The organism is Paraliobacillus sp. X-1268 (genome assembly GCF_003426095.1).
GTDB lineage: Bacteria > Bacillota > Bacilli > Bacillales > Amphibacillaceae > Paraliobacillus_A > Paraliobacillus_A zengyii.
In genome coordinates, this window is the sequence record NZ_QJSK01000001.1 from 253,676 (window position 1) to 279,822 (window position 26,147).

The 26,147-nt window shown below is 33.8% G+C and carries 18 protein-coding genes and 2 riboswitches; of the genes, 2 read left to right on the plus strand and 16 right to left on the minus strand.

Annotated features, from left to right (window positions below; all coding sequences use genetic code 11):
* Window positions 1-15: 15 nt before the first annotated feature.
* The 10 genes from tenA to D2K62_RS01450 all read right to left on the minus strand — a co-directional run bounded on the left by tenA (window position 16) and on the right by D2K62_RS01450 (window position 17,665).
* Complete coding sequence (gene tenA / locus D2K62_RS01405) at window positions 16-690, minus strand: thiaminase II (RefSeq protein WP_117160992.1); 675 nt, start codon at window positions 688-690, stop codon at window positions 16-18.
* An 86-nt stretch (window positions 691-776) separates the two neighbouring features.
* Window positions 777-885: riboswitch (TPP riboswitch) on the minus strand.
* Between the two features lie 55 nt (window positions 886-940).
* A complete protein-coding gene (cydC, locus tag D2K62_RS01410) occupies window positions 941-2,659 on the minus strand; it encodes a thiol reductant ABC exporter subunit CydC (RefSeq protein WP_117160786.1) in 1,719 nt (572 codons plus the stop codon).
* Entirely contained in the window at window positions 2,656-4,389 is a 1,734-nt protein-coding gene (gene cydD, locus D2K62_RS01415; RefSeq protein WP_112181050.1) for a thiol reductant ABC exporter subunit CydD, read from the minus strand. The genes cydC and cydD overlap by 4 nt, the downstream gene beginning before the upstream one ends.
* Before the next feature lie 39 nt (window positions 4,390-4,428).
* Window positions 4,429-5,442 (minus strand): cytochrome d ubiquinol oxidase subunit II, encoded by a 1,014-nt coding sequence (locus D2K62_RS01420; protein WP_117148782.1) that lies wholly within the window; start codon window positions 5,440-5,442, stop codon window positions 4,429-4,431.
* Window positions 5,439-6,794 carry a cytochrome ubiquinol oxidase subunit I gene (locus D2K62_RS01425; protein ID WP_117160787.1) on the minus strand — a complete coding sequence of 452 codons (1,356 nt, stop codon included), beginning with the start codon at window positions 6,792-6,794 and terminating at the stop codon, window positions 5,439-5,441. Before D2K62_RS01425 ends, D2K62_RS01420 begins: the two co-directional genes overlap by 4 nt.
* A gap of 256 nt (window positions 6,795-7,050) precedes the next feature.
* The gene (locus D2K62_RS01430) at window positions 7,051-10,245 is read right to left on the minus strand and encodes a DEAD/DEAH box helicase (RefSeq protein ID WP_117148781.1); all 3,195 of its coding nucleotides are present in this window, start codon (window positions 10,243-10,245) and stop codon (window positions 7,051-7,053) included.
* A 179-nt stretch (window positions 10,246-10,424) separates the two neighbouring features.
* Complete coding sequence (htpG, locus tag D2K62_RS01435) at window positions 10,425-12,305, minus strand: molecular chaperone HtpG (protein WP_117160788.1); 1,881 nt, start codon at window positions 12,303-12,305, stop codon at window positions 10,425-10,427.
* A gap of 147 nt (window positions 12,306-12,452) precedes the next feature.
* Window positions 12,453-12,842 carry an IDEAL domain-containing protein gene (locus D2K62_RS01440; RefSeq protein WP_117160789.1) on the minus strand — a complete coding sequence of 130 codons (390 nt, stop codon included), beginning with the start codon at window positions 12,840-12,842 and terminating at the stop codon, window positions 12,453-12,455.
* A gap of 147 nt (window positions 12,843-12,989) precedes the next feature.
* Window positions 12,990-15,758: a bifunctional diguanylate cyclase/phosphodiesterase gene (locus D2K62_RS01445; protein WP_112181044.1), complete on the minus strand. Its 2,769-nt coding sequence runs from the start codon at window positions 15,756-15,758 to the stop codon at window positions 12,990-12,992.
* A gap of 182 nt (window positions 15,759-15,940) precedes the next feature.
* Window positions 15,941-17,665, minus strand: coding sequence for a methyl-accepting chemotaxis protein (locus tag D2K62_RS01450; RefSeq protein ID WP_117160790.1), 1,725 nt, complete (start codon window positions 17,663-17,665; stop codon window positions 15,941-15,943).
* 230 nt (window positions 17,666-17,895) lie between these two features.
* A riboswitch (Lysine riboswitch) is annotated at window positions 17,896-18,083 on the plus strand.
* 148 nt (window positions 18,084-18,231) lie between these two features.
* Between D2K62_RS01450 and dapA the strand changes: the two genes are divergently transcribed.
* Window positions 18,232-19,119 (plus strand): 4-hydroxy-tetrahydrodipicolinate synthase, encoded by an 888-nt coding sequence (dapA, locus tag D2K62_RS01455; RefSeq protein ID WP_117160791.1) that lies wholly within the window; start codon window positions 18,232-18,234, stop codon window positions 19,117-19,119.
* A gap of 44 nt (window positions 19,120-19,163) precedes the next feature.
* Here dapA and D2K62_RS01460 read toward each other — a convergent pair whose 3' ends face one another.
* On the minus strand, window positions 19,164-20,030 hold the full coding sequence (locus D2K62_RS01460; RefSeq protein WP_117160792.1) for a CvfB family protein: 867 nt from the start codon (window positions 20,028-20,030) through the stop codon (window positions 19,164-19,166).
* A 102-nt stretch (window positions 20,031-20,132) separates the two neighbouring features.
* Between D2K62_RS01460 and D2K62_RS01465 the strand changes: the two genes are divergently transcribed.
* Window positions 20,133-20,570 carry a YaiI/YqxD family protein gene (locus tag D2K62_RS01465; RefSeq protein WP_112181040.1) on the plus strand — a complete coding sequence of 146 codons (438 nt, stop codon included), beginning with the start codon at window positions 20,133-20,135 and terminating at the stop codon, window positions 20,568-20,570.
* An 81-nt stretch (window positions 20,571-20,651) separates the two neighbouring features.
* Here D2K62_RS01465 and D2K62_RS01470 read toward each other — a convergent pair whose 3' ends face one another.
* The 5 genes from D2K62_RS01470 to D2K62_RS01490 form a co-directional block, all read right to left on the minus strand.
* Complete coding sequence (locus D2K62_RS01470; RefSeq protein WP_112181039.1) at window positions 20,652-21,305, minus strand: SDR family oxidoreductase; 654 nt, start codon at window positions 21,303-21,305, stop codon at window positions 20,652-20,654.
* Window positions 21,306-21,320: 15 nt separating this feature from the next.
* On the minus strand, window positions 21,321-22,241 hold the full coding sequence (gene cysK, locus D2K62_RS01475) for a cysteine synthase A (RefSeq protein ID WP_117160793.1): 921 nt from the start codon (window positions 22,239-22,241) through the stop codon (window positions 21,321-21,323).
* Window positions 22,242-22,506: 265 nt separating this feature from the next.
* Window positions 22,507-23,565: an adenosine deaminase gene (gene add / locus D2K62_RS01480; protein ID WP_112181037.1), complete on the minus strand. Its 1,059-nt coding sequence runs from the start codon at window positions 23,563-23,565 to the stop codon at window positions 22,507-22,509.
* Window positions 23,566-23,732: 167 nt separating this feature from the next.
* On the minus strand, window positions 23,733-24,992 hold the full coding sequence (gene ilvA, locus D2K62_RS01485; protein WP_112181036.1) for a threonine ammonia-lyase IlvA: 1,260 nt from the start codon (window positions 24,990-24,992) through the stop codon (window positions 23,733-23,735).
* Window positions 24,993-25,174: 182 nt separating this feature from the next.
* Window positions 25,175-26,101 (minus strand): manganese-dependent inorganic pyrophosphatase, encoded by a 927-nt coding sequence (locus D2K62_RS01490; protein ID WP_117160794.1) that lies wholly within the window; start codon window positions 26,099-26,101, stop codon window positions 25,175-25,177.
* Window positions 26,102-26,147 lie beyond the last annotated feature (46 nt).

Genomic DNA, 26,147 nt, shown 5'->3' on the forward strand with positions numbered 1-26,147 from the left:
TCGAGTCAAGCAGGATTATCCCATCTCTTCTAATGGCCATTTTTCTAATTTATAAGCCATATCCCAAAATAAATATTCATATTGACTGCTAAGTAAGAAGTGTTCTTTCATACGTTCTCGATCAGAGGCTGTTACAGTTTCAGCTAGTTGATCAAGTCTATCAATTTGTTCCTCTACTAATGCTCTGAACCAATCCGATCCGTATGCTTTAATCCATTCTTGATAAATTTGTTCATCTGGTGTTTTATTTTTTAACTGTTCTCCAACTTCATAATAAACCCAGTAGCAAGGTAATATTGCGGCAATCACATCACCTAGATGACCATGATAAGCAGCTCGATACATATGTGAACTATAAGCGTAAGAGGTAGGAGCAGGTTTAAATGCTCTTTGTTCTGCTTCAGTAATAGATAATAGCTTAGAAAAAGTACGATGTAATTCTAATTCTGCTTGATAAGTTCCTTGTGCATGTGCCGCCATACTACTGGTTGTTTCTAAATCTTCCGCCTTTGCAGCACCTATTGCCTGGACACGAGCAAATTGTGCTAAATAATAAGAGTCCTGCATGACATAATAGCGAAAGTTCTCTAAAGGTAATGTGCCATTACCAATCCCCTTAACAAAAGGATGATTAAAACTAGCTTGCCAAACTGGATCTGCCTCTTTCCGAATGTATTGTGAAAATTTCATCTCAACTTCCTCCCTATCTGCATAAAAAAACCACCTTCCTTGATTAAAAGAAAGTGGTGGCATGATAAAGTAAAAGAACCAAAGGACTTTATTCCCATCCACTTCCCTCCGCTAGTTTAAACTAGATCAGGTTCTAAGAGTCTTGAAGTAACACTTCAATCTCAGTCTTTTATAAAGACTCCTCTAGTGGTTTTTCTTGCTATTTTATTCTGTCTATAGAATAACATCTAGGAAGAAGATGTCAATACTCTTAAAGTAAACTTTCTTCCAGTGTCTTCATTTGATAAAAATAACCATTCTTTTTCATTAAATTCGTATAAGATCCCGATTCAATAATCTCACCATGATCCATGACTATAATTTGATCCATCTTTTCTAATCCTTTTAAACGGTGACTAACTAACAATAATGTATCTGTTTGTGCTTGTTCAAAAAGTTGTTTATATATTTTTTCTTCTGTTTTAGCATCAAGTGATGACGTTGGCTCATCTAAAATCCAAATATGACCGTTTTTCAAGATTGCTCTAGCAATTGCTAGACGTTGTTTTTCACCGCCAGAAAGATTCTCACCGTTTTCTAATACATGGTCATCGAGTGAAAAGTTTTCAAGTTGCACATTCATTAATGCTTCATGCAATACAATGTCATCTAAATCAGAATCTGCGATTAATAAGTTTTCACGGATTGTTCCATAAAAGAAATGATTTTCTTGTAGCACGACTTTTGACTGTTCCCACAATGCATTTCCTGAAACAGTTGAAATATCGTGGTGATCCCAATAAATTTTACCTGCTTGTACTTGCTGTAGTTTCAAAACTAACTGTAGTAAGGTTGATTTTCCTGAACCACTTGCTCCAACAATCGCTGTTTTCGAACCTGCAGGAATCTCTAAACTAAGTGATGGAATGGTTGTGCGCCAATCCCCCCTATACGTGAAGGTAATATTTTCAAATCCAATCATTGGTGGTTTATTAGTGATTTGTTCAACGTTAGTTTCGACTTCGCTAACTTGAATATCTGGATCCTCCACTACCTCATACAAACGGCTGGATGCATCGCGACTTTCTTGCATATAAATTGGGAAAACAGCCATTGGAGCAGCAGGTTCAAAAACGGTTAGTGAGATCATAACAAGCATAGCTAAAAATATCCCTTCTAACCTACCATCTACAACCAAATAAGCTCCGACTGCAAGTACGAACCAGCTTACGATAAAGGTTATAAAACCATTAAACGATTGACTATAGACTTTATTAATATTTTCACGTTTTTGTTTTTCAATATAACTTTCTGATTGCGTAGTTATTTGTTCTTGTTTTTTTTCTAATTGTTGAAATATCTTTAAATCTCGAAAACCATACATCAATTCAGTAATTTCCGTTGAAAGATCTCCACGTTCTTGTCTGACTTTACCATTAATTCTTACTTGTCGTAACGAAAAAAAAGCTGGGATAACAAATACCGTTAGTAAGAAACCAACTAATAAAATAAGCGCGATTTCAATGGAATAAAAGCTACTAAATAAGATTGTTGTTACAAAAACGAGTAATAACACAATTGGTGGATAAAAAACACGTAAAAAGAAATTCTGTAAACTCTCCACATCTCCTACTACTCGACCAAGTATGTCTCCACTTCTATACTTATGAAAAATTTGTGGAACAAGAGGTTCTAACTTTTCAAAAAAAGTAACACGTAAATTACTTAAGATAGTAAAAGTTGCCCTGTGAGAATAAATACGTTCGCCATATTTTGAACTAGCTTTAATAAACCCAAGTAATTTAACTGTAGAAGTAAGCATAATTAATGCATAGAATGGAGGCATTAAAGCTGCTTTGGAAATAAGATAGCCACTAGCAGCAAATAGTCCAACGCTACTAATACCAGCAATAAAACCAAATAAAATAGCAAACAAAATATCCCTTTTCTCAATCAACATAAGTTTTATGACTTTAAAAAGAGCGCTCATGCTTCTTCTCCCCCCTGTTGAATCGTCACCATATCTTTATAAGCAGGTAAAGTAGCTAGCAATGTTTCGTGTGTTCCTATCGCTAGTAATTGTCCTTTTTCCATAAATAGAATTTGATCTGCTTTTTTAATCGTGTGTAATCGATGTGCTACCGTGATAACAGTTGCCGTTTTGGACAATTGTTCGATAGATTGTTGTAAGATTTTTTCTGTAGCTAGATCAAGTCCACGTGTTGGTTCATCGAGTAAGACAACTTTTGGCTTTTTTAAAAATGCACGTGCAATAGATACACGTTGTTTTTCCCCGCTAGATAATCCTCGACCAGCTTCTCCAATGGGTGTATCGTATTGTTTCTCCAATGATTCAATCAATGGCGCAATTCCTGCTAACTGCGCAGCTTTTCGTATATCCTGTTCATCAACTGGTAAGTTTGTTCCCATTTCGATATTCTCGCCGATTGTACCTGAAAAGATATATGGTTGCTGTGAAATATAAGAAAGCTTCCCAAGCCATGATGACTCCGAAAATTCAACAAGCGGTTGATTATCAAGTTTGATTGCACCATGTTCAGGAGTGATCATACCAGCCAACAAATGTAATAACGTAGATTTACCCGCACCACTTGCTCCTACAATTGCTATCTTCTGTTTCGGGTGAAAAGTCGCTGTGATAGCCTGCAAGTTAAAATTACTATCTGGATAACTAAAGTCTACCTGTTCCAACGTAATCATTGGAGGTCCGCCTTCTTTACTTAATTGCTTTTCTCCCCATTGTATCGCACCGTCTTCTTCATCGAATTCTTCTAATACTTTTTTAGCGGCGCCCAAACTACTTCTACCATTATGAAAAGTCGTACCAAGTTCTTTCAACGACGTAAAAAATTCAGGTACAAGCACAAGTATGACAAATGCAGTGAAAAACGAAATACTTTCATATATTATTAACTGGATAGCTAATTCCAAAGCAACAATACCAATACTTAGCATCGAAATGACTTCAAGCATAAAAGATTGAGTGAAAGCAACTTTTAAAATCTCCATTGTCGTATCTCGAAAGCCTAAACTACTCTTTTCAATTTTATCTTTCTGCTGTTTTGTTCGGTTAAATAGTTTTAATGTAACAAGACCTTGTAATGTATCTAAAAAAGTGCCAGAAAAAGAAGCTAATTTATCTAGCTTTTCTTCTGACTTTTTTTGTGTTTGTAAGCCAATTACAATCATAAAAATTGGAATAAACGGTGCTGTAACAAGCAATATAATTCCTGAATTAACATGTTGAGTGAAAATTACGATCATGGCAAGTAACGGTACAAAAGTACTCTGCATTACTTGAGGAATAAACTGACTATAAAAACTATCCATCTCATCGACACCGTCTAATAACATACTAACTTTCTTACCCGTTTGTCCTTTTTCAGCCAGTTGAACAGGACGGGCAGCATATTTAGATAATAGTTTTTTACGTACATTTCCTTTTACATCACTTGCTAGTGAAACACCAATTCGTTTACTTATATAATCCGTTAATGCGCGAATAAATAGAACGATTAACAATAACAGTAGCCATGGAATCATCGCATGAAACGTTTGGTTTTTTAAAAAGACCCCATCGACAATAGTTGTCATAGCAAAAGCCTGTACAATTATAGAGAGGCCTAGTGTTACGGTTAATCCAATTAAGAAGAAGATTCTTATTTTATGCATCCATACGGTTTGCTGTAAATTTTGCATGAACGACTCAGTCCTTTAATACAAATTTTGCGTACACAATTATTTTTTCCCTTTCGCATAATCTGCATTAAATAGAAATAAACGCATGAGCAAGAAAAGAGAAGGTACTAACAAGAGTAATCCCCCAATGAAGGCCACAATTAAAGCAATACCCATAGCTTCATTCGTTACACTATCCTCTATGTGAATGTACGGATCAAGCAAATATGGGTACTGCGCAACACCATAGCCAAAGAATGCAAAGAAAAATTGCAACATAATGGCGATAAACGCTGATCCATAATTTCTGCCAATATATAATAGACCCATTGCTATTAAGAAAAAGCCCATAGATAAACCGAATATCCACCATAGATCTAACATATTATCAAAATGACGTTCGTTATGCTGACCTAAAGCAATCATTGTCGTTAAAGCCATTATAATTGTTGGTGTAGCCCAAAAGAGAGCCCATTTTCGCACTATTTTAAGAGCTGCGTGATCATTTGCTCGGGAAGCATAGTACGTTAAAAAACTCGCACTAATGAATAATAGTGCCGTTATCGCTAATGCAACAATACTCCATGCTAAAGGACTTGTGAACAATTCCAAATATTTAAGCGAAACTACACCATTTTCTTCGGTTATGAATCCACCTTCTGAAATAGTTAGCGCAACTGATAAAGAGGCTGGAATTAACAACCCAGTTGCTCCATATAAAAACATGTAAATATTACTTTGTTTTGACCCATAATTTTCAAAAGCATAAAATGATCCTCGAATAGCTAACAGTACGATAGCAAAGCTTGCTGGAACGAGTAAAGCAGAACCATAATAATATGCCGTTGATGGGAAAAAGCCTACTATTCCAACAAAAAAGAAAACTAGAAACACATTCGTAACTTCCCAAACCGGTGATAAATATCTTGAAATTATTTGATTGATAATATGATCTTGTTTCGTCATTTTTGCGTAAAAGGCGTAAAACCCTGCACCGAAATCGATCGATGCAATGATCAGATACCCATACAAAAATAACCATAGAACAGTAATTCCAATTATTTCATAACTCATTTTTCTTCCCCCTCTTCCATAGTTTCAGGGTAGTGTTTTTCTAATTCTATCTCTGCCGGATTGTCTTTAAATAATTTTCTTAACGTGATAACAAATAATGTACCTAAAACAATATATAAAGCTAAAAACAAAAAGAACATATGCAAAATATATGGAGATGATGTTGCTGCTTCTTCAACTCGCATATAACCACGCAAAATCCATGGCTGTCTTCCTTCTTCTGCGTATATCCAACCGAATTCTACAGCTAACATTGCTAATGGTCCAGTTAATGCTATAAGCCAAAGCATAAATTTATTATTTTCATCCCATTTTTTAAATCGAGTTAGAACCAGATAGAGAAATGAAATACCGATTAAAAACATTCCAATTGAAACCATTGAATCAAACATATAATGTATCCACAATGGTGGACGTTCATCTTCGGGCGTTTCTTCTAAACCTGTAACTTCGCTCATGAAATTTCCATGTGCTAAAAAGCTTAACGCTCCAGGTATTCGAATTGCGCCAACAATTTCATTGTCTTCATTTAGCCAGCCAAATAAGAGCAGATCAGCGTTCTCTTCTGTTTCAAAAAGCCATTCTGCAGCAGCTAATTTTTCAGGCTGATTATTTGCCAGATATTTTGCCGATGCGTCTCCTGCAACTGCTGTTATTAAAGAGAATACAAACATTGAGATCACAGTTAGCTTTAACGCCTTTTTATGATACTCAGTAGCCCCTTTTCGTCGTAATAATGCAATTGCAGCAATCGTTGCTAGTATTGCGGCAACTGTAAGATATGATCCTCCTACTACATGCGCAATTCTAGTTGGTGCAGATGGATTTAACATTGCTTCAAGTGGATTGACAGCAGCGAACTCTCCATTCTCCATTGTGAAGCCATCAGGTGAATTCATAAACGAATTTACTGTCGTAATGAAAACTGCAGACATACCTGCTCCAATTACAATTGGTAATGAAATAAACCAATGTGTAAATTTCCCTTTAAATCGGTTCCACGTATATAAATAGATACCTAAGAAAATTGCTTCAAAGAAAAAAGCGAAAACTTCCATAAATAACGGTAATGCTATTACATTACCTGCAAGTTGCATAAAGTTTGGCCAAACTAATGAAAGTTGCAGACCAATTGCTGTTCCTGTAACAACACCAATTGCGACAGTTATAACAAAACCTCTTGCCCATCGCTTCGCTAATAACTCATAATGTTTGTCTTTCTTTTTAATTCCGATAAATTCTGCTAATGAAATAAATAATGGCACACCAACACCTAATGTCGCAAAGATGATATGAAATGTCAGGGTCATTGCTGTGATTAATCTACTTATGGTGACTGTATCAAATTCCATTGGTTATTCCTCCTTCGCGGCTATTACATTTAAGTGAAGTAATACACATACTATGTTTTCTATCTTAACATTTATCAAGTAAGAAATGTTATCCTTTTACATTATAAACTTTAAGGTTCAAAAAGTTGTGAATAGCTAATGAAGTTTCTGTGACGAATTCGTGACGATTACCTTTTATTAAAATATCATTGCTCTTAATTTACCTTTTAACGTATTAAATAAACCATTATTTTCGTGAAAGTTTGAATTGATCTATTTAAAGCATCAAAATATCACGAATGTCATCTTCCGTAATTGCCGCGCTAATTTGTTCTTCTGAATCAATGATTTCACCGATTAGATTTCTTTTTTTATCTTGTAATGCGTGCATCTTTTCTTCAATTGTTCCTTTAGAAACAAGTTTTATCACTTGTACATCTCGAGTTTGTCCAAATCGGTAAGCACGGTCCGCAGCTTGTTCTTCGACAGCAGGATTCCACCAGCTATCATAGAAAATCACAGTATCAGCTCCTGTTAAATTAAGTCCTTGTCCACCTGCTTTCATTGATATAAGGAAGATATCTCGTACACCATCATTAAAATGGTTACATGTTTTAAGACGATCTTCAGCAGGTGTTTGTCCATCAAGATAGAAATAAGCATGTTCTCTGTTGGTTAATTCTCTACCAATTAGATCGAGCATCTTCGTAAATTGCGAGAAGATTAACACCCTTCTACCTGATTGTTTAATCTCTTCAACTATAGCCAACAATTGCTCGAATTTTGCTGATGTTCCTGTGTAACCATCAATAAAAAGACTTGGATGACAGCAGATCTGTCGTAATCTTGTTAATCCTGCCAAAATTCGAATTTTGTTTTTTCGAAATGTCTCTTTATCCAAATGTTTTACTGTGTCATGTCTTAGTTTAGCCAAATATGCTGTATATAGTTTCTTTTGTTCCGAAAATAACTCAATTGTTTCGAGTGTTTCTGTTTTTTTAGGAAGTTCTTTTAATACTGTAGTCTTCAACCTACGAAGTAGAAAAGGACGCGATCTCCTTGCTATTGTCTTTCTAGAAAGTGTGCTGTATTCCTTAAGTCCTAAAAATAGATCTGGAAAGATAACGTGGAAAATAGCCCATAATTCTTCTATTGTATTTTCTACTGGTGTTCCTGTTAGAGCAAATTTATGATCAGCATCAATCCGTTTAACGGATCTGGCTGTTTGAGTGACAGGATTCTTAAAAGCCTGTGCTTCATCAAAAAAGACAGTATGATAAACATTCTTTTCAAAAATTCGGATGTCCTGACGCACAATTGGATAGGAAGTAATAATGACATCCATCTTCAGTAGATTTGTTTGTTGTTTCATCCTTTTATTTTTATTTCCGCCAATAACAATCGCTTTTATTTCTGGTGCGAATTTAGTAAGCTCAGTTAACCAATTAAAGGTAATAGATGATGGGCATACAATCAATATTGGCCGCTTCTGTTCCCGAATGGCTGGCAACTCAGATAAAATATAAGTAATACTCTGAATCGTTTTACCAAGTCCCATGTCATCGGCTAATATTCCACCGAAGCCATAGCTAGCTAGTGTTCTTAACCATTGGTAACCATCTACTTGATAATCCCTTAAAATAGATATTAATTTTTCAGGTACAGCAAAAGCAATATTTTTAGGATCTTCAATTGTTTTTAAAAAGTGGCGAAATGAGTCTTCCACTAAAAAGGTATTGCTCGATTCGACCGAATCGAGTATCTCCATATACTTAACTATTGGAATGGTTAAACCATCTACTAAATTACCGGTTTCTTCTCTAGGTAGACCTTGAAGAAAACGATTTATCTCGTCAAATTCTTTTGTATTTAATGTGAGTAAAGCACCATTTTGCAAACGATAATATTTACGCTTTTCTTCCAATGCTTCTAAAAGTTCTCGAATTTCATCATCTGGTATTCCATCCATTTCAAAAGTGAATTCTAGCCAGTTTGTTCTTTCTCTTTTAAACTTCACTCTTATTTTGGGAAACGAGTTACTTTTTACAATCCGGTTTCTAATTGCAGTTGTTGTATAAACTTGTGTCAACCGTTGTAAATCTGGAAGCTTATAATATAAAAAGTCATATTCTAACTCCTCATTATAAAGAACATATCCACTCTCAGTCGTAGCAAACAGACTATCTTCCATAACTTGCAAAATTTCGGCTTCTTTAGCTTCATCTCTTATAAACAGGGTATTTAACGTTGGTTCCCTATTTTCTAATGGATTAATCACAGTATTTTCATAATGAAATTCTAGTCCTGCCAGCAAACGGTTCTTAACACGATCCAGATAGAGTTTAGCAATCAACGGGATTTGTACAACATTTTTTTGTAGTTCTTTTGAAATCGTAACCTTTCCTAATCCATTCAGTCCTGGTACAACTTTTTCTAAAAAAAAGTTTACTTGCTGATTAGGGATTGGTATTTTATTCGCATTTGAATTATCTAATATTCTTTTTAATTCCGTTAATTGCTTCGTGTGTTGCTGATTTAATTGTTCGAATTTACCATCGAAGAAGACCATCTTATAGGACAGAAACACAATCATATTATCTAAGCCGTCTACAATTAATTGGTAACCATCTTCAGCTGTCTCAATTAATTCAAACAGTAACGGTAATTTTTCTTCGGTTAGTTGGATCCCTTGATAAGTAGCTGATTTATAATGAACAGTAACCTCTGATACGTTTTTTAATGACGGTAATATTTTGGCCCATGAAGTAGCAGGAATGAGTATTTGCTGCTTTTTTATCTGATCGATGGTTTCACTCGATAAATGCTCGAGATAAAAACGTTCATCCGTCATAAGTTGAATTAGTAATTGAATAACTTCATCCGTCTTATGATTAAAACAATGTTCTTGTAAGTCAACTATAAACCCTGAAGAAATTCTATAGGATCTTCCTTCTTTAAGATTTGTTAGGAACGCTCGAATATCTGACACATTTACTCCAGCTACTTTCATTTCTATTGTTAGTAGATGACCTTCTTTATCTACTATTACAGGATTGCAAATAAAAGCAACATCAAGTACTTTTCTATTTTCAAAATGTAATTGTTCTGCACTTGTGCGTGAAGTGGGTTGATTAAAAATTTCCAACAAGCCATTTGTCAAATGTGGTGATGGCTGAGAGTCATTCGTCTTGCGTTGTAGTTCATTAATTGTTATTAATACGGCTGCTACATGTTGACAATCAAACGTATAACTAGCTAAATTAGGGCAGCTACAAGTCGCTTGGAAATCTTTATTTGATTTTTTCTCAATTTCAACTTGAAAAGCTTCTTTACCTAAAACAGTTGCTTTACATAAGTTCGGTGTACTTGTTTCAATCTTAACTTTATTATTACGATAAAAAACATTCCCACTTTTATAGGAAAGTTCACCGCATCTAGCTTCTATAATTTTACGGTCTAATTTTAAATTCAATTGTTTAGTCACTCCTATGAAGAAAAATCCACTAGTGGAATTGTATCACATCAGCACATAAATATAATAAATAACAAAGCGTACGTAAGCAACTAGTCTCGCCTTCCATATGCAAATGCTTCCAAATAAAACATAAAAACAACCTCTTCTAAAAAAGAAGAGGTTGTTTTTGTATGAAATTAAGCTAAAGCTTTCCAGATATCATTGGTAAAAGCAATCGGGTCTTCTACAGCTAGTCCCTCAATTAATAATGCTTGGTTATACAAAATGTTTGTATATACATCTACTTTATCCTTGTCTTTATCAAATGCATCTTTTAATGATTCAAATACATCGTGATGAATATTAATTTCTAAGATTTTATCAGCCTTCACTTCTTGGTTATCAGGCATCATACTTAAAATTTTCTCCATCTCAATTGAAATTTCACCATCATTACTTAAACAAACCGGATGAGTTTTTAATCGTTTAGATACTCGAACATCTTTTACTTTACCAGATAATACAGTCTTCATATGATCTAATAAATCATGATTAGCTTTTGTTTCTTCTTCTGTATTTGTTTCTGTGTCATCTGAATCAAATCCTAAATCACCACTTGATACTGATTTAAATTCTTTGCCTTGATAATTCATAATCATTTTGATTGCAAATTCATCAACGTCATCTGTAAAGTATAAAATCTCATAGCCTTTATCTAAGACCATTTCAGTTTGTGGCAGTCTTTCAATTCGCTCATTTGTTTGACCTGAAGCATAATATATAAACGTTTGATCTTCTGGCATTCTCTCTACATATTCTTCTAGAGTAACGAGTTTCTTTTCTTTAGAAGAATGGAATAATAATAAATCTTGTAAGATATCTTTATTTTGACCAAAGTCGCTATATACACCATATTTTAACTGGCGTCCAAATGAGGTATAAAATTTTTCGTATTTTTCTCGATCATTTCGTAACATTTTTTGCAATTCTGTTTTTATTTTCTTCGTAATATTTTTCTCAATTAATTTTAATTGACGATCATGTTGTAACATCTCACGAGAGATATTAAGTGATAAATCTTCTGAATCCACAAGCCCTTGGACAAAACTAAAGTAATCTGGTAGTAAATCTGCACATTTATTCATGATTAATACACCATTTGAATATAATTCTAGACCTTTTTCGTATTCTGCAGAGTAGTAATTATATGGCATGTTTTCCGGAATATATAAAATCGCTTCATAACGAATATTCCCATCTACACTAACATGAATATGTTGTAGCGGTTTATCAAACCCATAATGTTTATCAGCGTAAAACTGTTCATAATCTTCTGTTTTTAGCTCATTTTTGTTCTTTTTCCAAATTGGTATCATACTGTTTACTGTTTGTTCTTCAACAACTTCTTCTGTTTCATCTTCGTCATCTGCTTTTACTTGCTCTTCAATGATATCCATTTTAATTGGATAACGGATAAAATCAGAGTACTTTTTAATTATCGTTTTCAATTCATTTTCATCTAAAAAGCTTTCGAAGTCATCTTCTTCTGTACTCTCTTTTATATCTAATGTGATAGTAGTTCCAACAGTATCTTTCTCGGCTAATTCTATCGAATAACCATCAGCGCCTTCGGAGTGCCATTTATATGCTTGTTCACTACCTAATGCTTTTGTCCATACTGTAACAACATCTGCAACCATAAATGCAGCGTAGAAACCAACACCAAATTGTCCGATAATATCATGTCCATCTTTTACTTCATTATCTTTTTTGAATGCTAATGATCCACTCTTGGCAATCACACCTAAGTTGTTCTCTAATTCTTCCTTCGTCATACCGATGCCAGTATCTGTAATAGTTAGTTGACGTTTGTTTTTATCCGTAGCCACTTTTATGTAATAGTCATCTTGATTAAATGTAATCGAATCGTCCGTTAGAGCTTTATAATACATTTTATCAATCGCATCACTCGCATTAGAGATCAATTCTCTAATAAATACCTCACGCTTTGAATAAATAGAATTAATCATCATTTCTAATAGTCTTTTTGATTCAGCTTCAAATTGTTGCTTACTCATATATCGATACCCCTTTCAAATTTTAAAATAGCAGTCTTAACTAACGAGTGCTAACATTACTTATTTACCATATAACAGAAATCATGTCAATAAAATAGCCACAAAAAAAGACATCCAATCCATAGGAAAAGGATGTCTTTGCTTATCTTAATTCGAACGAAAATCTTCTTGAGTAGAATTAGGTTTTGACTGGTATGCTTTAATGTAAGCTTGTTTTTTTGTTTTTTCTACATATTGTAGTTGTTTTGTTAAATCAAGAAACCAAGCTTCATCTTTTGTTTCTAATGCAATATCAATTAATTGACGTAATTGTTTCTCAGTCTTAGATACTGTCATATCCAATTTATTTAGTTTAATCTTATTAATTTGAATACTATGACCCATAAGCATTTTGTTATCACTTGCTACAACACGTAATTGAATAATATTGTGATCTAATGCATTTTTTTCAACAAAACCATGAATTAGCTCACCTTTACTTGATTTAGCTCGAACCCAGTCACCAATTTTAACTTGATTTGTATGATTCGTTTCCATGCATTGCCACCACCTTATTAAAGTAAAAAAGCTTATTACTATTTAATAACAAATGCGTAGTTCTAAATGGGTTATTAATTAAATAGTTACTGTTCATTTTATTTTTAAATTGCAGAAATGTCAACGATTTCGCATTGGCAATTGATCCTATTGATTGTCATTTCTGAATATATCAATTTGTTCGGCTTCTAATGGTTGGCTAAAGAGAAAACCTTGTACATAGTGACAGTGTTTTTGTTTAACATATTCAAACTGTTCTTCTGTCTCAATTCCCTCTGCAATAACGATCAACTTAAGCTTTGCTGCCATTTCAAATACGGCAGTCAGCACGGCATCATCTATTTCGTCAATTAGTAAGTTCTGAATAAATGATCGATCAATTTTTAACGTATCTATTGGTAAATGTTTTATTACATTTAATGATGAGTAGCCCGTTCCGAAATCATCAATTGCAATTTTGCAGCCTAACTTTCTTAGTTGCTTAATAAGACGAATTTCTTTATTTTTATTTTTCATAATTGTTGATTCGGTAATTTCTAATGTCAAAAGTTCTGGATTAAAGTTGGTCTCTTCTAATATTTTGCATATCTTCGTAACAATTTCTTGATCTTGTAATTGCACAGGTGATAGATTGACAGATAGGAATAACGGCTTATCTAATTTATCATTCCATTTCTTCATTTGCATACATGCGATACGTAACGCTGACTCTCCAATTTCATGTATTAAACCCGTCTCTTCAGCAATTGGAATGAATTCTGCAGGAGTAATCAATCCAAGTTCTTTGTGTTCCCAGCGTAACAATGCTTCTACGCCAGTCATTTTACCTGAATTAGTATTTATAATTGGTTGATAATGCATAAATAACTCATTGCGCTCGTTTGCTTGATACAGGTCCATTTCTAGTTTTAATTTTTCAGCTACTTCATTTTCCATATCTTCTGTATAAAATCGGAATGTATTTTTACCTTGTTGTTTTGATTGATACATTGCAGTATCTGCATATTTTGTAAGTGCATTAACCCCAGTAGCATCAATTGGGTAGATACTAATCCCGAGACTTGCTGTAATAATAAATCTATGTTCATTAAATTGATAAGGTTTTGTTAGGATAGATAAAATTTCTTTAGCGATATCCGCTGCTTCCTGTTTATCATTAAGTTGCGTTGCTAAAATAGTAAATTCATCACCACCAAAACGGAAAACTTTGTCTGCATCTTTTAGAATGCTCTGTAGACGTTGTCCAACAGTCTTTAATAAAGAATCGCCTGCATCATGGCCGAATGTATCATTAATATACTTAAATCGATCTAGATCTAGAAAGAATAGTGCAATTTTCGTATCGTGTTCTTGCGCATAGCTAATTTCTGAATCTATTGTTTCAATAAATAGTTTTCGGTTTGGAAGTTTCGTTAGTTCATCGTGAAATGCTTGATATTTAATAAGTTCTTCTTGTTTTTTCATCTCCGTTATCTCTGTTGCTACACATAGTAATTGTAACTGTTCGCCTATATTACCGACAATTGGTACTTTACCAATGTGAAACCATCTTTTATCACCATTATGGTCGATAAGATAATCTTCTGTTTCTTTCGCTTCATTAGTCATCATGATTTCACGATTCACTTTTAAATAACGCCAAGCCTCCTCTGCATTTGGATTGAAGTCTTGTTCTTTTTTTCCTATAATATCGTCAGGGGTTAAGCTATATAAAGAAGCGAATTCTTTATTTATTAAAGTAAACTTACCTTCCCAATTCATCGTATAAATAGCACTAGGATTAAAATTAATTATTCGATTCAGAAAATTCTTTTGTTGTTTCAACTCGACAGTCTTTTGTTTTACATCTGTACGATATTTTTCTAACTCGTGTACCATTACATTAAATTTTGCACTAATCGTTCCTATGTCTGAAGTTGGATCAACTTGCTTAATACGATGTGTATAATCACCCTCACTAACTTTCTCTACGGCATGAAATAGGCGATTTATTGGCTGTAAGTTACGGTGCATCATGATTGTAATAGTGAAGAATAGGATAATAGACAAGATAAGGAAAACAGGTATTAAAACCTTATTCAACTCTTGTGAGGCAATGTTAATTTCCTCTTCTGGAATAGCCATTAAGACAGACCAATTTAATCCACTAATTAGCTGTTGGGAAACAAAATAAGATTTATCTTCCTGATTTGCTTGATAATATACTTGTTTAAATCCGGGCGACATATCTGTTAGCATCTGCCGATTAATTTGAAAAGATGAAATCGAAATTTGACTATCAAGTTTATTATGTTCAAATATAGACTTTCCATCTGAATCATAAACTGCTACATAACTATTTTTTGTGAATTCTAGTGTAGAAAATAAAGTTTGAAACATCGGATTTCTAGCTACATCGATAATCAATTTATAATTACGATAAACTTTATCATCTTTAAAGATAGGTACCGTTACCTGCATCAACTTATTCCCGCTAGAATTCGTGAATTTTTTAAACGAAATGTCTTCTTCATCAGAGAATGTATTAGACTGTGTGTTTGTTAAAGAATAATGCTCTGGATAATGTGCTAAGACCGTGCCATCAACATCAACTACTGAACCTCCATCTATCAAGGAGGCAAATGTCGCTATTTCTTTCAAATAACGAACCATCTCTTCTTCTGTGGTACTATTAGCACCACTATCTTTCTGAATGTTTTCACCTATATAGTTTAGCTCCTGTATCATATTAGTTACTTGACTGTTTAACCTTATAGTGGAACCGTTCATCATATTTTTATAATTAGTTTCAGCATAATCATTAAGCAATTTTTGCGATGTAAAAGTCAACAAAACAAAAAGACCAATAATTATAAGACTATTTAAACCTAGAATCTGCCAAAATCTTTTTGATCTCCAAAATGTTAATGTTTTCATTTTTGTACTCCATTTCTTGTCTTGTTAGCTACTCTTACACGATAGTATTACTGTTGGTTAAACTTATATTACGAAAAAAAGACTACTCTAAAGAGTAGTCTTTTTGTACATTTCTTAAGTCTATTATAAACGGTGAATAGTTTTTATTCAACATTTTTCGACATAATAAACAATCATCTTATTTATCCATTATTTTTATTGTTATTAGTTAAATCAAATTCACGTACTACTTCATTTAATTCATTTGCTAGTGACGCTAATTGATTTGAGCTACTCTCCACTTCTTCCATAGCACTATTTGTTTGCTGTGACGAAGCAGCAGTTTCTTCAATACCAGCTGCTGACTCTTCAGATATGGAAGCTACCTCTTCAATAGAATGATTCATTTCATTACTACTTTTAACAAGTGTTGTCATATTCTCTTTTACTGCATTTATATTGGCTGTCACTTCTTTAATCGATTGTTGTAACGTGTTAAAAGTTTCACCTGTCGTTCTGATTTGATCGGTACCTTTTTCAACTTCTTGGTAGCCATTCTGTAAAGAATTTGCAACGCTACTGGATTCTGTTTGAATCGATTGTACGATTGTTGTGATATCCGATACAGATGTTGAGACTTGTTCTGCCAACTTACGCACTTCATCTGCTACGACGGCAAAACCTTTACCATGTTCACCGGCTCTAGCTGCTTCAATTGCAGCATTTAAAGCTAATAAATTTGTTTGTTCTGCAATATCTTGAATAACAGATACTAATTTAGTTATTTGTTGAGATTGACTGTCTAATCCTTGTACTTTTTTAACTGCATCTTGTACAATACGGTCAATAACAGTCATTTGTACAATTGAATTTTGCATCGATTCTGAACCAGACTCTGTTAAATTTAACATGTGCAAGGATGATTCAGAAATACTTGTCCCATTCTTATCTGCTGCATTTACTTTTGACTGAAAAGCTTCCATCATTGTTGCAAGAGAACCAGCATGATTTGCTTGTGATTCTGAACCTGAAGCAAGTTCTTGCATAGTTGAAGCAATTTGTTCTGATCCTGATCGTACCTCAGAAGCAAAATGACTTAACGAATCGCTTTGTGAGGTCACCGTACCAGATATAGAACTTACTTTCTCAATAATTGTACGCAAGTTTTCAGCCATTATATCAATTGAAGATGCTAATACACCAATTTCATCCTTACTATCGTAATTGATTTTTTTAACATTTAGATTACCATTTGAGATTTGATCACTTACAGCGACAACTTTACCTAGATTAGTTGTAACTGCTCTGTTTACAAAGAATAGTAAAATCACACTCACTATTATTGAAAAAACTATTGAACTTATTAATATAATCAATGCAGATAACTGACTCTCTCTTGTATTCGTAACTGCTTCACTTCTTTCAGCATTTACAACCACACGGATTTGATCCAATAAATCTAACGTTTCTAACCGTATTTCATTTGTTTGATTCGTATAACTATTTGCCATAGCACGATTTCCTGTTCCCATCGCTTCTACTATATCAGTTAAAAATAAATCATTCATCGCTTGGTCATTAACAACAACTTGATCAAAAAGATTGGCCAATTCTGTCGTATCCATTTGGCTGGAAATATCTGCTTCTAACGTGTTAAATGCTTCTCTTAACGATTCATATTCGTCCACATAAGTTGATTCACCGTTATTCGCATAATTTACAACTTGAATACTTTTTGCTCTAATTAAGGAACCCATTTCAGTAACTTTCACTGCTCGATCACCACGACGATCTAATGCATCAACATTTTCGCTAACATTAAATAATAATTTCGTAACAATTGCGGTAGAAATAACTATTAACAAAAAGGCTACAAAAAACGTAAAACCATACTTTGAACTTATCGACATATTTCTCCATCTTTTCATATGTAAATCCCCCAAGTCTCTTCTTTTTTATATAAACCTTATAAAAGTTGCGATTATAATAATAATAGCCTATAAAGTATCAAACTGACAACTGCAATGTGACAAAATACCTATTATATTTCGCTTACTTTTAAATTTCCTGATAATAAATCTCCCATTGTCATTGCAACTGTATTATATATTTGATATAGTTGAGCTAATATAATAACTTTACTTCAATAAGAAATTGAAGTGAGCATAGAGGTGCAATGATCATAAGTATGTTACAAGAAGCTGATGAGCGGCTATTGACTGTAACAGAAAGGGTGATTTGCCGAAGTGAACAGAAACTCATCGATCTTGTTCATTGGTATTGTATTTAATAAATGCAGTACTGTCATATAGCTAATTGTTTGCTATATGGAGGGCTATCTCACGCATCATAATGAATAAATCATGATGCAGCAACGAGGCCCTTCGTTGCTGTTTTTTGTTTTTTTATTTACATTATGATGAGATACCCTCTATTCATCCTTGTGAACAAAAGGTTAACCCGAAACAAAATTTTATGAATAGAGGTGGGGACCATGCAATTTGGTCGACTATTAACAGCTTTAGTAACACCGTTTGATCAGAACGGAAATATTGATTATGTAAAAACAGAAAAATTAATTTATCATCTACTTTCAAATGGAACAGATGGTTTAGTTATTACAGGAACAACAGGAGAATCTCCAACCTTATCAAAAGAAGAGAAACTTTCTTTTATACAGTTCGTTGTTAAACATGTTAATAAAAGAGTTCCAGTTATAGCGGGTACTGGATCAAATAACACTCGAGAATCTATTGCTCTAACGAAACAAGCAGAAACAATTGGTGTAGATGGTGTCATGCTTGTAACACCGTATTACAACAAACCATCCCAGGAAGGAATGTATCAACATTTTCTTGCAATAGCAAATGCTACTAACTTACCTGTGATGCTATACAATATACCTGGTCGTAGTGTTGTTGGTCTAACGACAGAAACGGTTATCCGTTTAGCTGAAATTGAAAATATAACTTCTATAAAAGAAGCTAGTGGTGATTTAGAAGCTATGACAACAATAATTAGAGAAACACCTGATTCATTTGTATTGTATAGTGGAGACGATGGTTTAACCTTACCTGTTCTAGCAATTGGTGGATATGGTATTGTATCTGTTTCCTCTCATATAATCGGAAATGAAATGAAAGCTATGATTGAGCATCACATAAATGGTGAAGCTCAACAAGCAGCTTTAATCCATCAAAACATTTTGCCAATTATGAAAACACTTTTTATGGCACCAAATCCGACGACAGTAAAAGAAGGTCTTGCCATGATCGGTGTTAACGTTGGTTCTGTTCGTTTACCGTTGATTCCTTTAAATCAAGAAGAAAGACAACGTTTGGAACATGCTCTTTACTTTATGAAAAAAGCACATGTTGGTTAACATTAGAAACGCCAAATCCGTTAAAGCAGATTTGGCGTTTTAGCTTATTCTTCTGTCTTCCTGATACTAATTTTACTATCATCTTGTAAAATTTTTGCTTCTTTCATTAGTTTTCCTATGGCTCGTTTAAATGCGGCTTTACTAATATCAAATTTCTGTTTAATTGCTTCAGGATCACTTTTATCGGTAAATGGTAATTCACCACCATTTTCTTTTAAAAGGTTAAGTATCATCTGAGCATCTGTAATTCTTGCTTCTTTTCTTTTAGGGAGTAGTGACACATTTAATGTTCCATCTTCCTTTACAGCGATCACACGTCCCTTCACCCATTCACCTAAACGTGGTTCAACTTTCCGCTCCGTATGATGTATAAAACCACGATAACTCTCTTCCGTTATGATAACCGCTCCCTCTTTATCTGTACGAAATACTCTGCCATATATCGTTTTATTTCGCAAATCTTCTGGAGCGCGGTCCCAATTGTCACCAAAATCAGATTCAGAAACTGGATTGGCTAACAATCTTCCTTTTTTATCATTTGATAATGTAACATATAATTCATCGCCTACTTTTGGCCAAACTGATTGAAAAAGTGGCAAATCATCTTTTGAGACTAGTGTATGTTTCGTGGTACCAATATCAACAAACACACCTAAATTAGGAACCACTTCGGTTACTTCTGCCCAATCAAATACATCTGGACGAACTGAAGGAATTGAAGTTGTACCGATCAAATTGTCCTTCTTATCGTGATATAAAAACACCTCAAGTTTATCTGCCACTTCTAGTGTATGTTCAACTTCATTTGCATGTAATAATACTTCTTCTGATCCATCAGTTAGTACGTAACCTGTTTCAATTTTACGAACAACTTCTAATTCTAAAACTTCTCCTGCTTTTAATAATCCCATTCTTTGCCCTCTTCCTTAAATAAATTACTCCTTCATATTATAACCGATGATGATCTTTGGTAAAATAGATTTAAACAAACAATTAGAAAAAGGTGATAATTAATGAAAATTTATGTAGATGCGGATGCTTGCCCTGTTAAAGATATCATTATAAAAGAGGCAAAAAAACATACTATTGAAGTTTTTTTAGTCAAAAGCTATGCACATTTCTCAACTCAAGATGACCCAATTGGTGTGACTTCTGTATATGTTGATTCAGATAAAGAAGCAGCTGATTATCGTATTATGTCGATGCTTGCTTCAAAAGATATTTTGATTACCCAAGACTATGGACTAGCATCACTAGCCTTAGAAAAACATGCTACTGTTATTCATCATAAGGGTTTCCTTTATTCTTTAGAGAATATAGACTTTTTATTAGAAACACGCTATCAAAGTGCACAAGCTCGAAAAAGTGGATACCGAACAAAAGGACCTAAAGCATTTAGTAATGAAGACAGAGCTAAATTTCACCGTATATTTAAAGAACTTCTTACATAAAACAGAACAACTCGGTCACTTTGATACCGAGTTGTTCTGTTAACCATAAACCATTCTATTCAATTCGCTAGTTGTAAAGACTTAAATTTTAGTTAATGCATCAGTTATTAATTGATCACCGCTAACGAGATCAAAGGATTTATTTTTTAAATTCGTTTTATCTAATGCAGTAATAATTGTAGTTGCTACGTCTTCTCGTGGTATAGATCCAGCTTCTATATTATTATCGCCTACTTTTACTTTACCTGTACCTGCATCGTTTAACAGGCCACCTGGTCTAATAATCGTATAATCTAATTTACTTAACTTCAAGAATTCATCTGCATAATGTTTCGCAACATAATAAGGTTTCATTCCTTCTGCTGCATTAAACATTTCACGATTATTTGCTTGAAATGCACTAATCATTATATATTTTTTGATTCCAGCTTTTTCTGCTGCTTCTACAGTTTTAATTGCACCATCAAGATCAATTGTTAACGTTTTGTCAGGACCAGTTTTTGCTCCAGAACCTGCTGTAAAAACTACTGCATCAGCGCCTTTAATTGCTTCAACTATTGAATCAACACTATCTTCAAGGTTCGCTAATTTGCTCGTTACACCTTGGTTTTCAAAACTTTCTTGTTGTTCTTTTTTGCGAACAATAGCAATTGCTTCATGATTTTTATCTTCTTGTAGTTTTTTTATGGTATGTTGTCCTATTTGTCCGTTTGCTCCTATAACTGCTACTTTCATTTAACTCATCCTTTCTTATTGTTCAAATAAATTCATGCTTAAATAACGTTCTCCTGTATCTGGTGCAATACAGACTACTTTTTTACCTTTTCCGAGACGTTTTGCAACATCAATTGCAGCATAAACTGCAGCTGCACCTGATGGGCCTATAAATATACCTTCCCTTGTGCCCATTTGTTTAAACATGGAAATAGCGTCTTCATCTTCTATTGCCATAATTTCATCGTAAATCGTTGTGTTCAATATGTCAGGAATAAATCCTGGACTAGTCCCAACAAGTTTATGCTTACCGGGTTTCCCACCAGATAAAACAGGCGATCCTTTAGGTTCAACAACAGTAATATGTATATTCGGAAGTAGCGCCTTTAGGCCTTCACCAGTACCAGTAATTGTTCCACCAGTACCAGCTGTTGCAACGAAGGCATCTAAATTCCCACTCATTTGCCGATAGATCTCTGGGGCAGTTGTTGTCCGATGAATGTCTGGATTCGCAGTATTTTCAAACTGTTGTGGCATAAAACTGTTTGGTGTTTTCTCGTGTAATGCTTTTGCCTTTTTAATAGCACCAGGCATTTTCTCATCACTAGGTGTTAACACAACTTTTGCGCCATACGCTTTTAAAATGTTAATGCGTTCTTTGGTCATATTGTCTGGCATTACTAGAATAGCTTTATAGCCTTTAGCTGCAGCTGTCATCGCTAATCCAATTCCAGTGTTGCCACTTGTCGGTTCGATAATTGTTGCTCCAGATTGTATCTTTCCTTCTTGTTCTGAGACTTTAATCATATTATACGCTGCACGATCTTTAACGCTTTTAGAAGGATTGAACATTTCAAGTTTTACATAAACGTCCGCTGCTCCATCAGGTACCACTCGATTTAATTTAACAATTGGTGTATCTCCAATTAATTCCGTCATATTATTTACAACACGCATTTCATTTAACCCCTTTCAAAAAAATCTTCATTTAAATGTATTATTAATCTGACCTATTTACTGCGTTATTATATCAATCCAAACATATTTTAGCCAATAATTGAATTCACAACAGCAGACTCATTTCATAATAATAAGCTCTATAAAGTAGATATAAAATGAACCGTAACTTTATTTTATTAAGGTTACATAAAAAAGAGCAAAAAAAACAACTAGTAACCTTAATAAAATAAGGTTTACTAATTGAATTAGGGATACTGTACATTTAAACAACTAATTGCAGCATTTCATCTATTCGTTTATATTCTTGTATACAGCTATTTTTAAGATCCATCTTTTCGTCAAAGTCAAGAAAGGAAGCATCAATTGCATTCATTGTTAATTGATTTAGTTCTATTATTGAAAAGTTAAAATGTTCCATTAAAATAGCGAATTCTTTTGATAACGTCGTATTAGATACTGTTATATTATCAGTATGCACCGTAACTTTTACACCTCGATCAAAATAATCCCTAATCGGATACGTTTCCCAACTATCAGCAGCTTTCGTCTGTATATTACTGATTGGACACATTTCTAAAGGTATTTGTTGTTTAACAATTTTGTTAAATAATTTTTCGTCATCTTTTAGTCGAACACCATGGCCAATACGACTGGCACCTAGATTTAAAATAGCTTCTTTTATATTTTCAGAACCAGATGCTTCACCAGCATGAATCGTTACAGGTAATTCATAGTGATTAGCTAACTCAAATACTTCTCTAAACAAATAAGTTGGGTATGCAGACTCATCACCAGCTAGATCGACACCAACAAGACCTTTTCCTAAAAAGGTTCCAGCAGACTTTATAACCTCTTTATTCATATCTGTAGGTTGGTGACGCATGCAACATGCTATTGCTCTGGCTTTTACACGATACGTTAGCTCACCTTTGGTTAATCCTTTAATAACAGACTCAATTACTTCCGAAACACTTAATCCGTTAGCACGATGCAATTGAGGTCCAAACCGTACTTCAATATACTTGTAATTTTGTTCTTTAGCGCGAGCGACTAATTCATATGCAACACGTTCCAACGCTTCTTTGGTATGAAGAACCTTTGCAACTAGATTAAATTTATTTAAATATTCGGACAAATCCGAGCAAGCGTCATTTACTTCAAGATAGGGCTTTAATTCAGTAAGTGTTGTTTTAGGTAATCTTACTTGCTGTTTTTTTGCTAATTCGAGTACAGTCTGTGGGTTTACACTACCATCTAAATGAACATGCAAGTCAACTTTAGGCAACCTTTTTATAACACGCATCGTTTCTTCTGTAATCATTGTACCCTCTCCTTTTATTAATATATTACTCCTATGTTAATAAAAGTGATGCGTGATTACTAGTGTTTTGTTAGTTATCCTCACATGGTTATTTACTGTTTATGTTAGATAGTATAAATTATATCGCTAAGAACAAGAAAACAAGCAGTTACCTGCCTGTTTTTAACTCAAATTAATAAGTGAAATAAGTCTTGATCTTTATTAATTTCAATATAAGTAAATCCATTCTGTTCCATTCGTTCTATTAATGGATAATAATCGAGCCGATCCTTTAATTCTACTCCTACTAAAACAGGACCTTTATCACGGTTATTTTTTTTGGTATATTCAAAACGTGTAATGTCATCTGTTTCACCAAGAACTTCACTTAAAAATTCTCTTAAAGCACCTGCACGTTGCGGGAAATTAACGATAAAGTAATGTTTATAGCCTTCATAAATCAAGGATCTTTCTTTAATATCTTGCATCCTGTCTATGTCATTATTTCCACCACTTATAATACAAACAACATTCTTCCCTTTGATCTCATCTTTATATTCATCCAAAGCTGCTACTGGCATAGCGCCAGCAGGCTCTGCAACAATAGCATTATCATTATACAGATTTAACAGTGTCGTACATACTTTACCCTCTGGTACAATTGAAATATCATCGATTACTTCTTTTGCTATTTCGAATGTCAGATTACCAACTTGTTGTACGCTAGCACCATCAACAAATTTATCAACTTTGTCTAAACGTACCACCTTATTATGCTTTAGCGATGTTTGCATCGATGGCGCACCTGCTGGTTCAACACCAATAATCTTCGTATTAGGACTAATACTCTTCACATAAGAACCTACACCAGAGATTAACCCACCGCCACCAACTGACATAAACATATGCGAAATTGGTTCTTGCATATTATCGAGTATTTCTAATCCTAGTGTGCCCTGTCCTGCAATTGTCCGATAATCATCAAAAGGATGGATAAATGACATATTATGTTCATCACAATAAGCTTTTGCTTCCTTATATGCATCGTCAAAAGTATCGCCAACTAGGACAGTTTCAACATAAGAGTTACCAAAAAAAGCGACACGTTTAACTTTTTGTCTTGGAGTTGTAGTAGGCATAAATATTTTACCTTTTACACCTAGTGCCTTACATGAATAGGCTACACCTTGCGCATGATTACCCGCGCTTGCACAAACAACACCATTCTTTAACTCATCTTCATTCAAACTTTTCATTAAATTATAGGCGCCTCTAATTTTAAAAGATCGCACCTCTTGTAAATCTTCCCGTTTTAAATAGACATTACATTCGTACTTTTCGGAAAGGATCGCATCCTTTTGTAATGGCGTATTTCGAACAACGTCCTTTAACATTTTCTGTGCAATGAGAATATCTTTAATTTGAATTGCATTAACTTCAGTACTCATAATTAATAGGATCCTTTCTGAAAAATTTTAGGTTTGATATGTCAGAAAAAATGACAAATCAAGTTTAAACTTTCCCCTGAATGCTTGTTTGTTGCACCAGGTAAAAACTAATTAATTTTTTATTTGTTATTCTATATTAGAAAAGACAACTATTTCATTTCTATAGCTGCCTTTCCTTTTTGTTATCCTAATGTTTCTGTTAATTGTGGCACTATTTGTTTCTTACGAGAAACAACACCTTTTAATAAGGCTTGATTATTTTCTAATCTAACATCAAATGCTTTCTCAACACTAGTTGCCATTTTACCTAGTGATAGAATCACAGAATCATTATTAAGTATGTCCGTAATTACAAACACAAATAGATCAAGCTTTTTTGAATTTATTGTATTCGTAATAACTGCTTCTAATTCTTGTTGTTTCACTAAAACCTCAGTTATATCAACTGTATTTACTTGAGCTACTTCTACTTTATAAGAACCCATTTCAAATTCTTTTGCATCTAGTGTGATTAACTCTGCAGTTGATTTTTGACTTAAATCTGCTCCAGCTTTAAGCATTTCTAGTCCATATGTATCAAGGTTTATATCTGCTATGTCTGCAAGTTCTCGTGCAGTTTCGATATCTTCATTCGTGCATGTTGGTGATTTAAACAATAAAGAGTCCGATATAATTGCTGACACCATTAATCCTGCTATTTCTTTAGGGATTTCGACATGCTTTTCTTTATAAATTTTATTCAAAATAGTTGCAGTACAGCCAACTGGCTCAGCACGATAATAAACAGGATCACTTGTCTGAAAGTTTGCAATACGGTGATGATCAATCACTTCTTTTACTTGTACATGCTCAATGTCATCTGCACTTTGTTGACGTTCATTATGATCAACTAATATAACAGAATCAACTTCGTTAGCCACTGTATCAACTTGTCTTGGAGCTTCTACTTTAAAATGATCTAACGCAAATTGTGTTTCGTTATTAATTGCTCCTAAACGGACTGCTTCAACATCTTCACCTAGTTGTTTTTTTAAATAAGCATACGCAATTGCTGCTGTAATTGTGTCAGTATCTGGACTTTTATGTCCAAAAATTAATGATTTCGACATTCTACTACACTCCCTTTACTGTTAAATAATACTGCGTTACATAAAT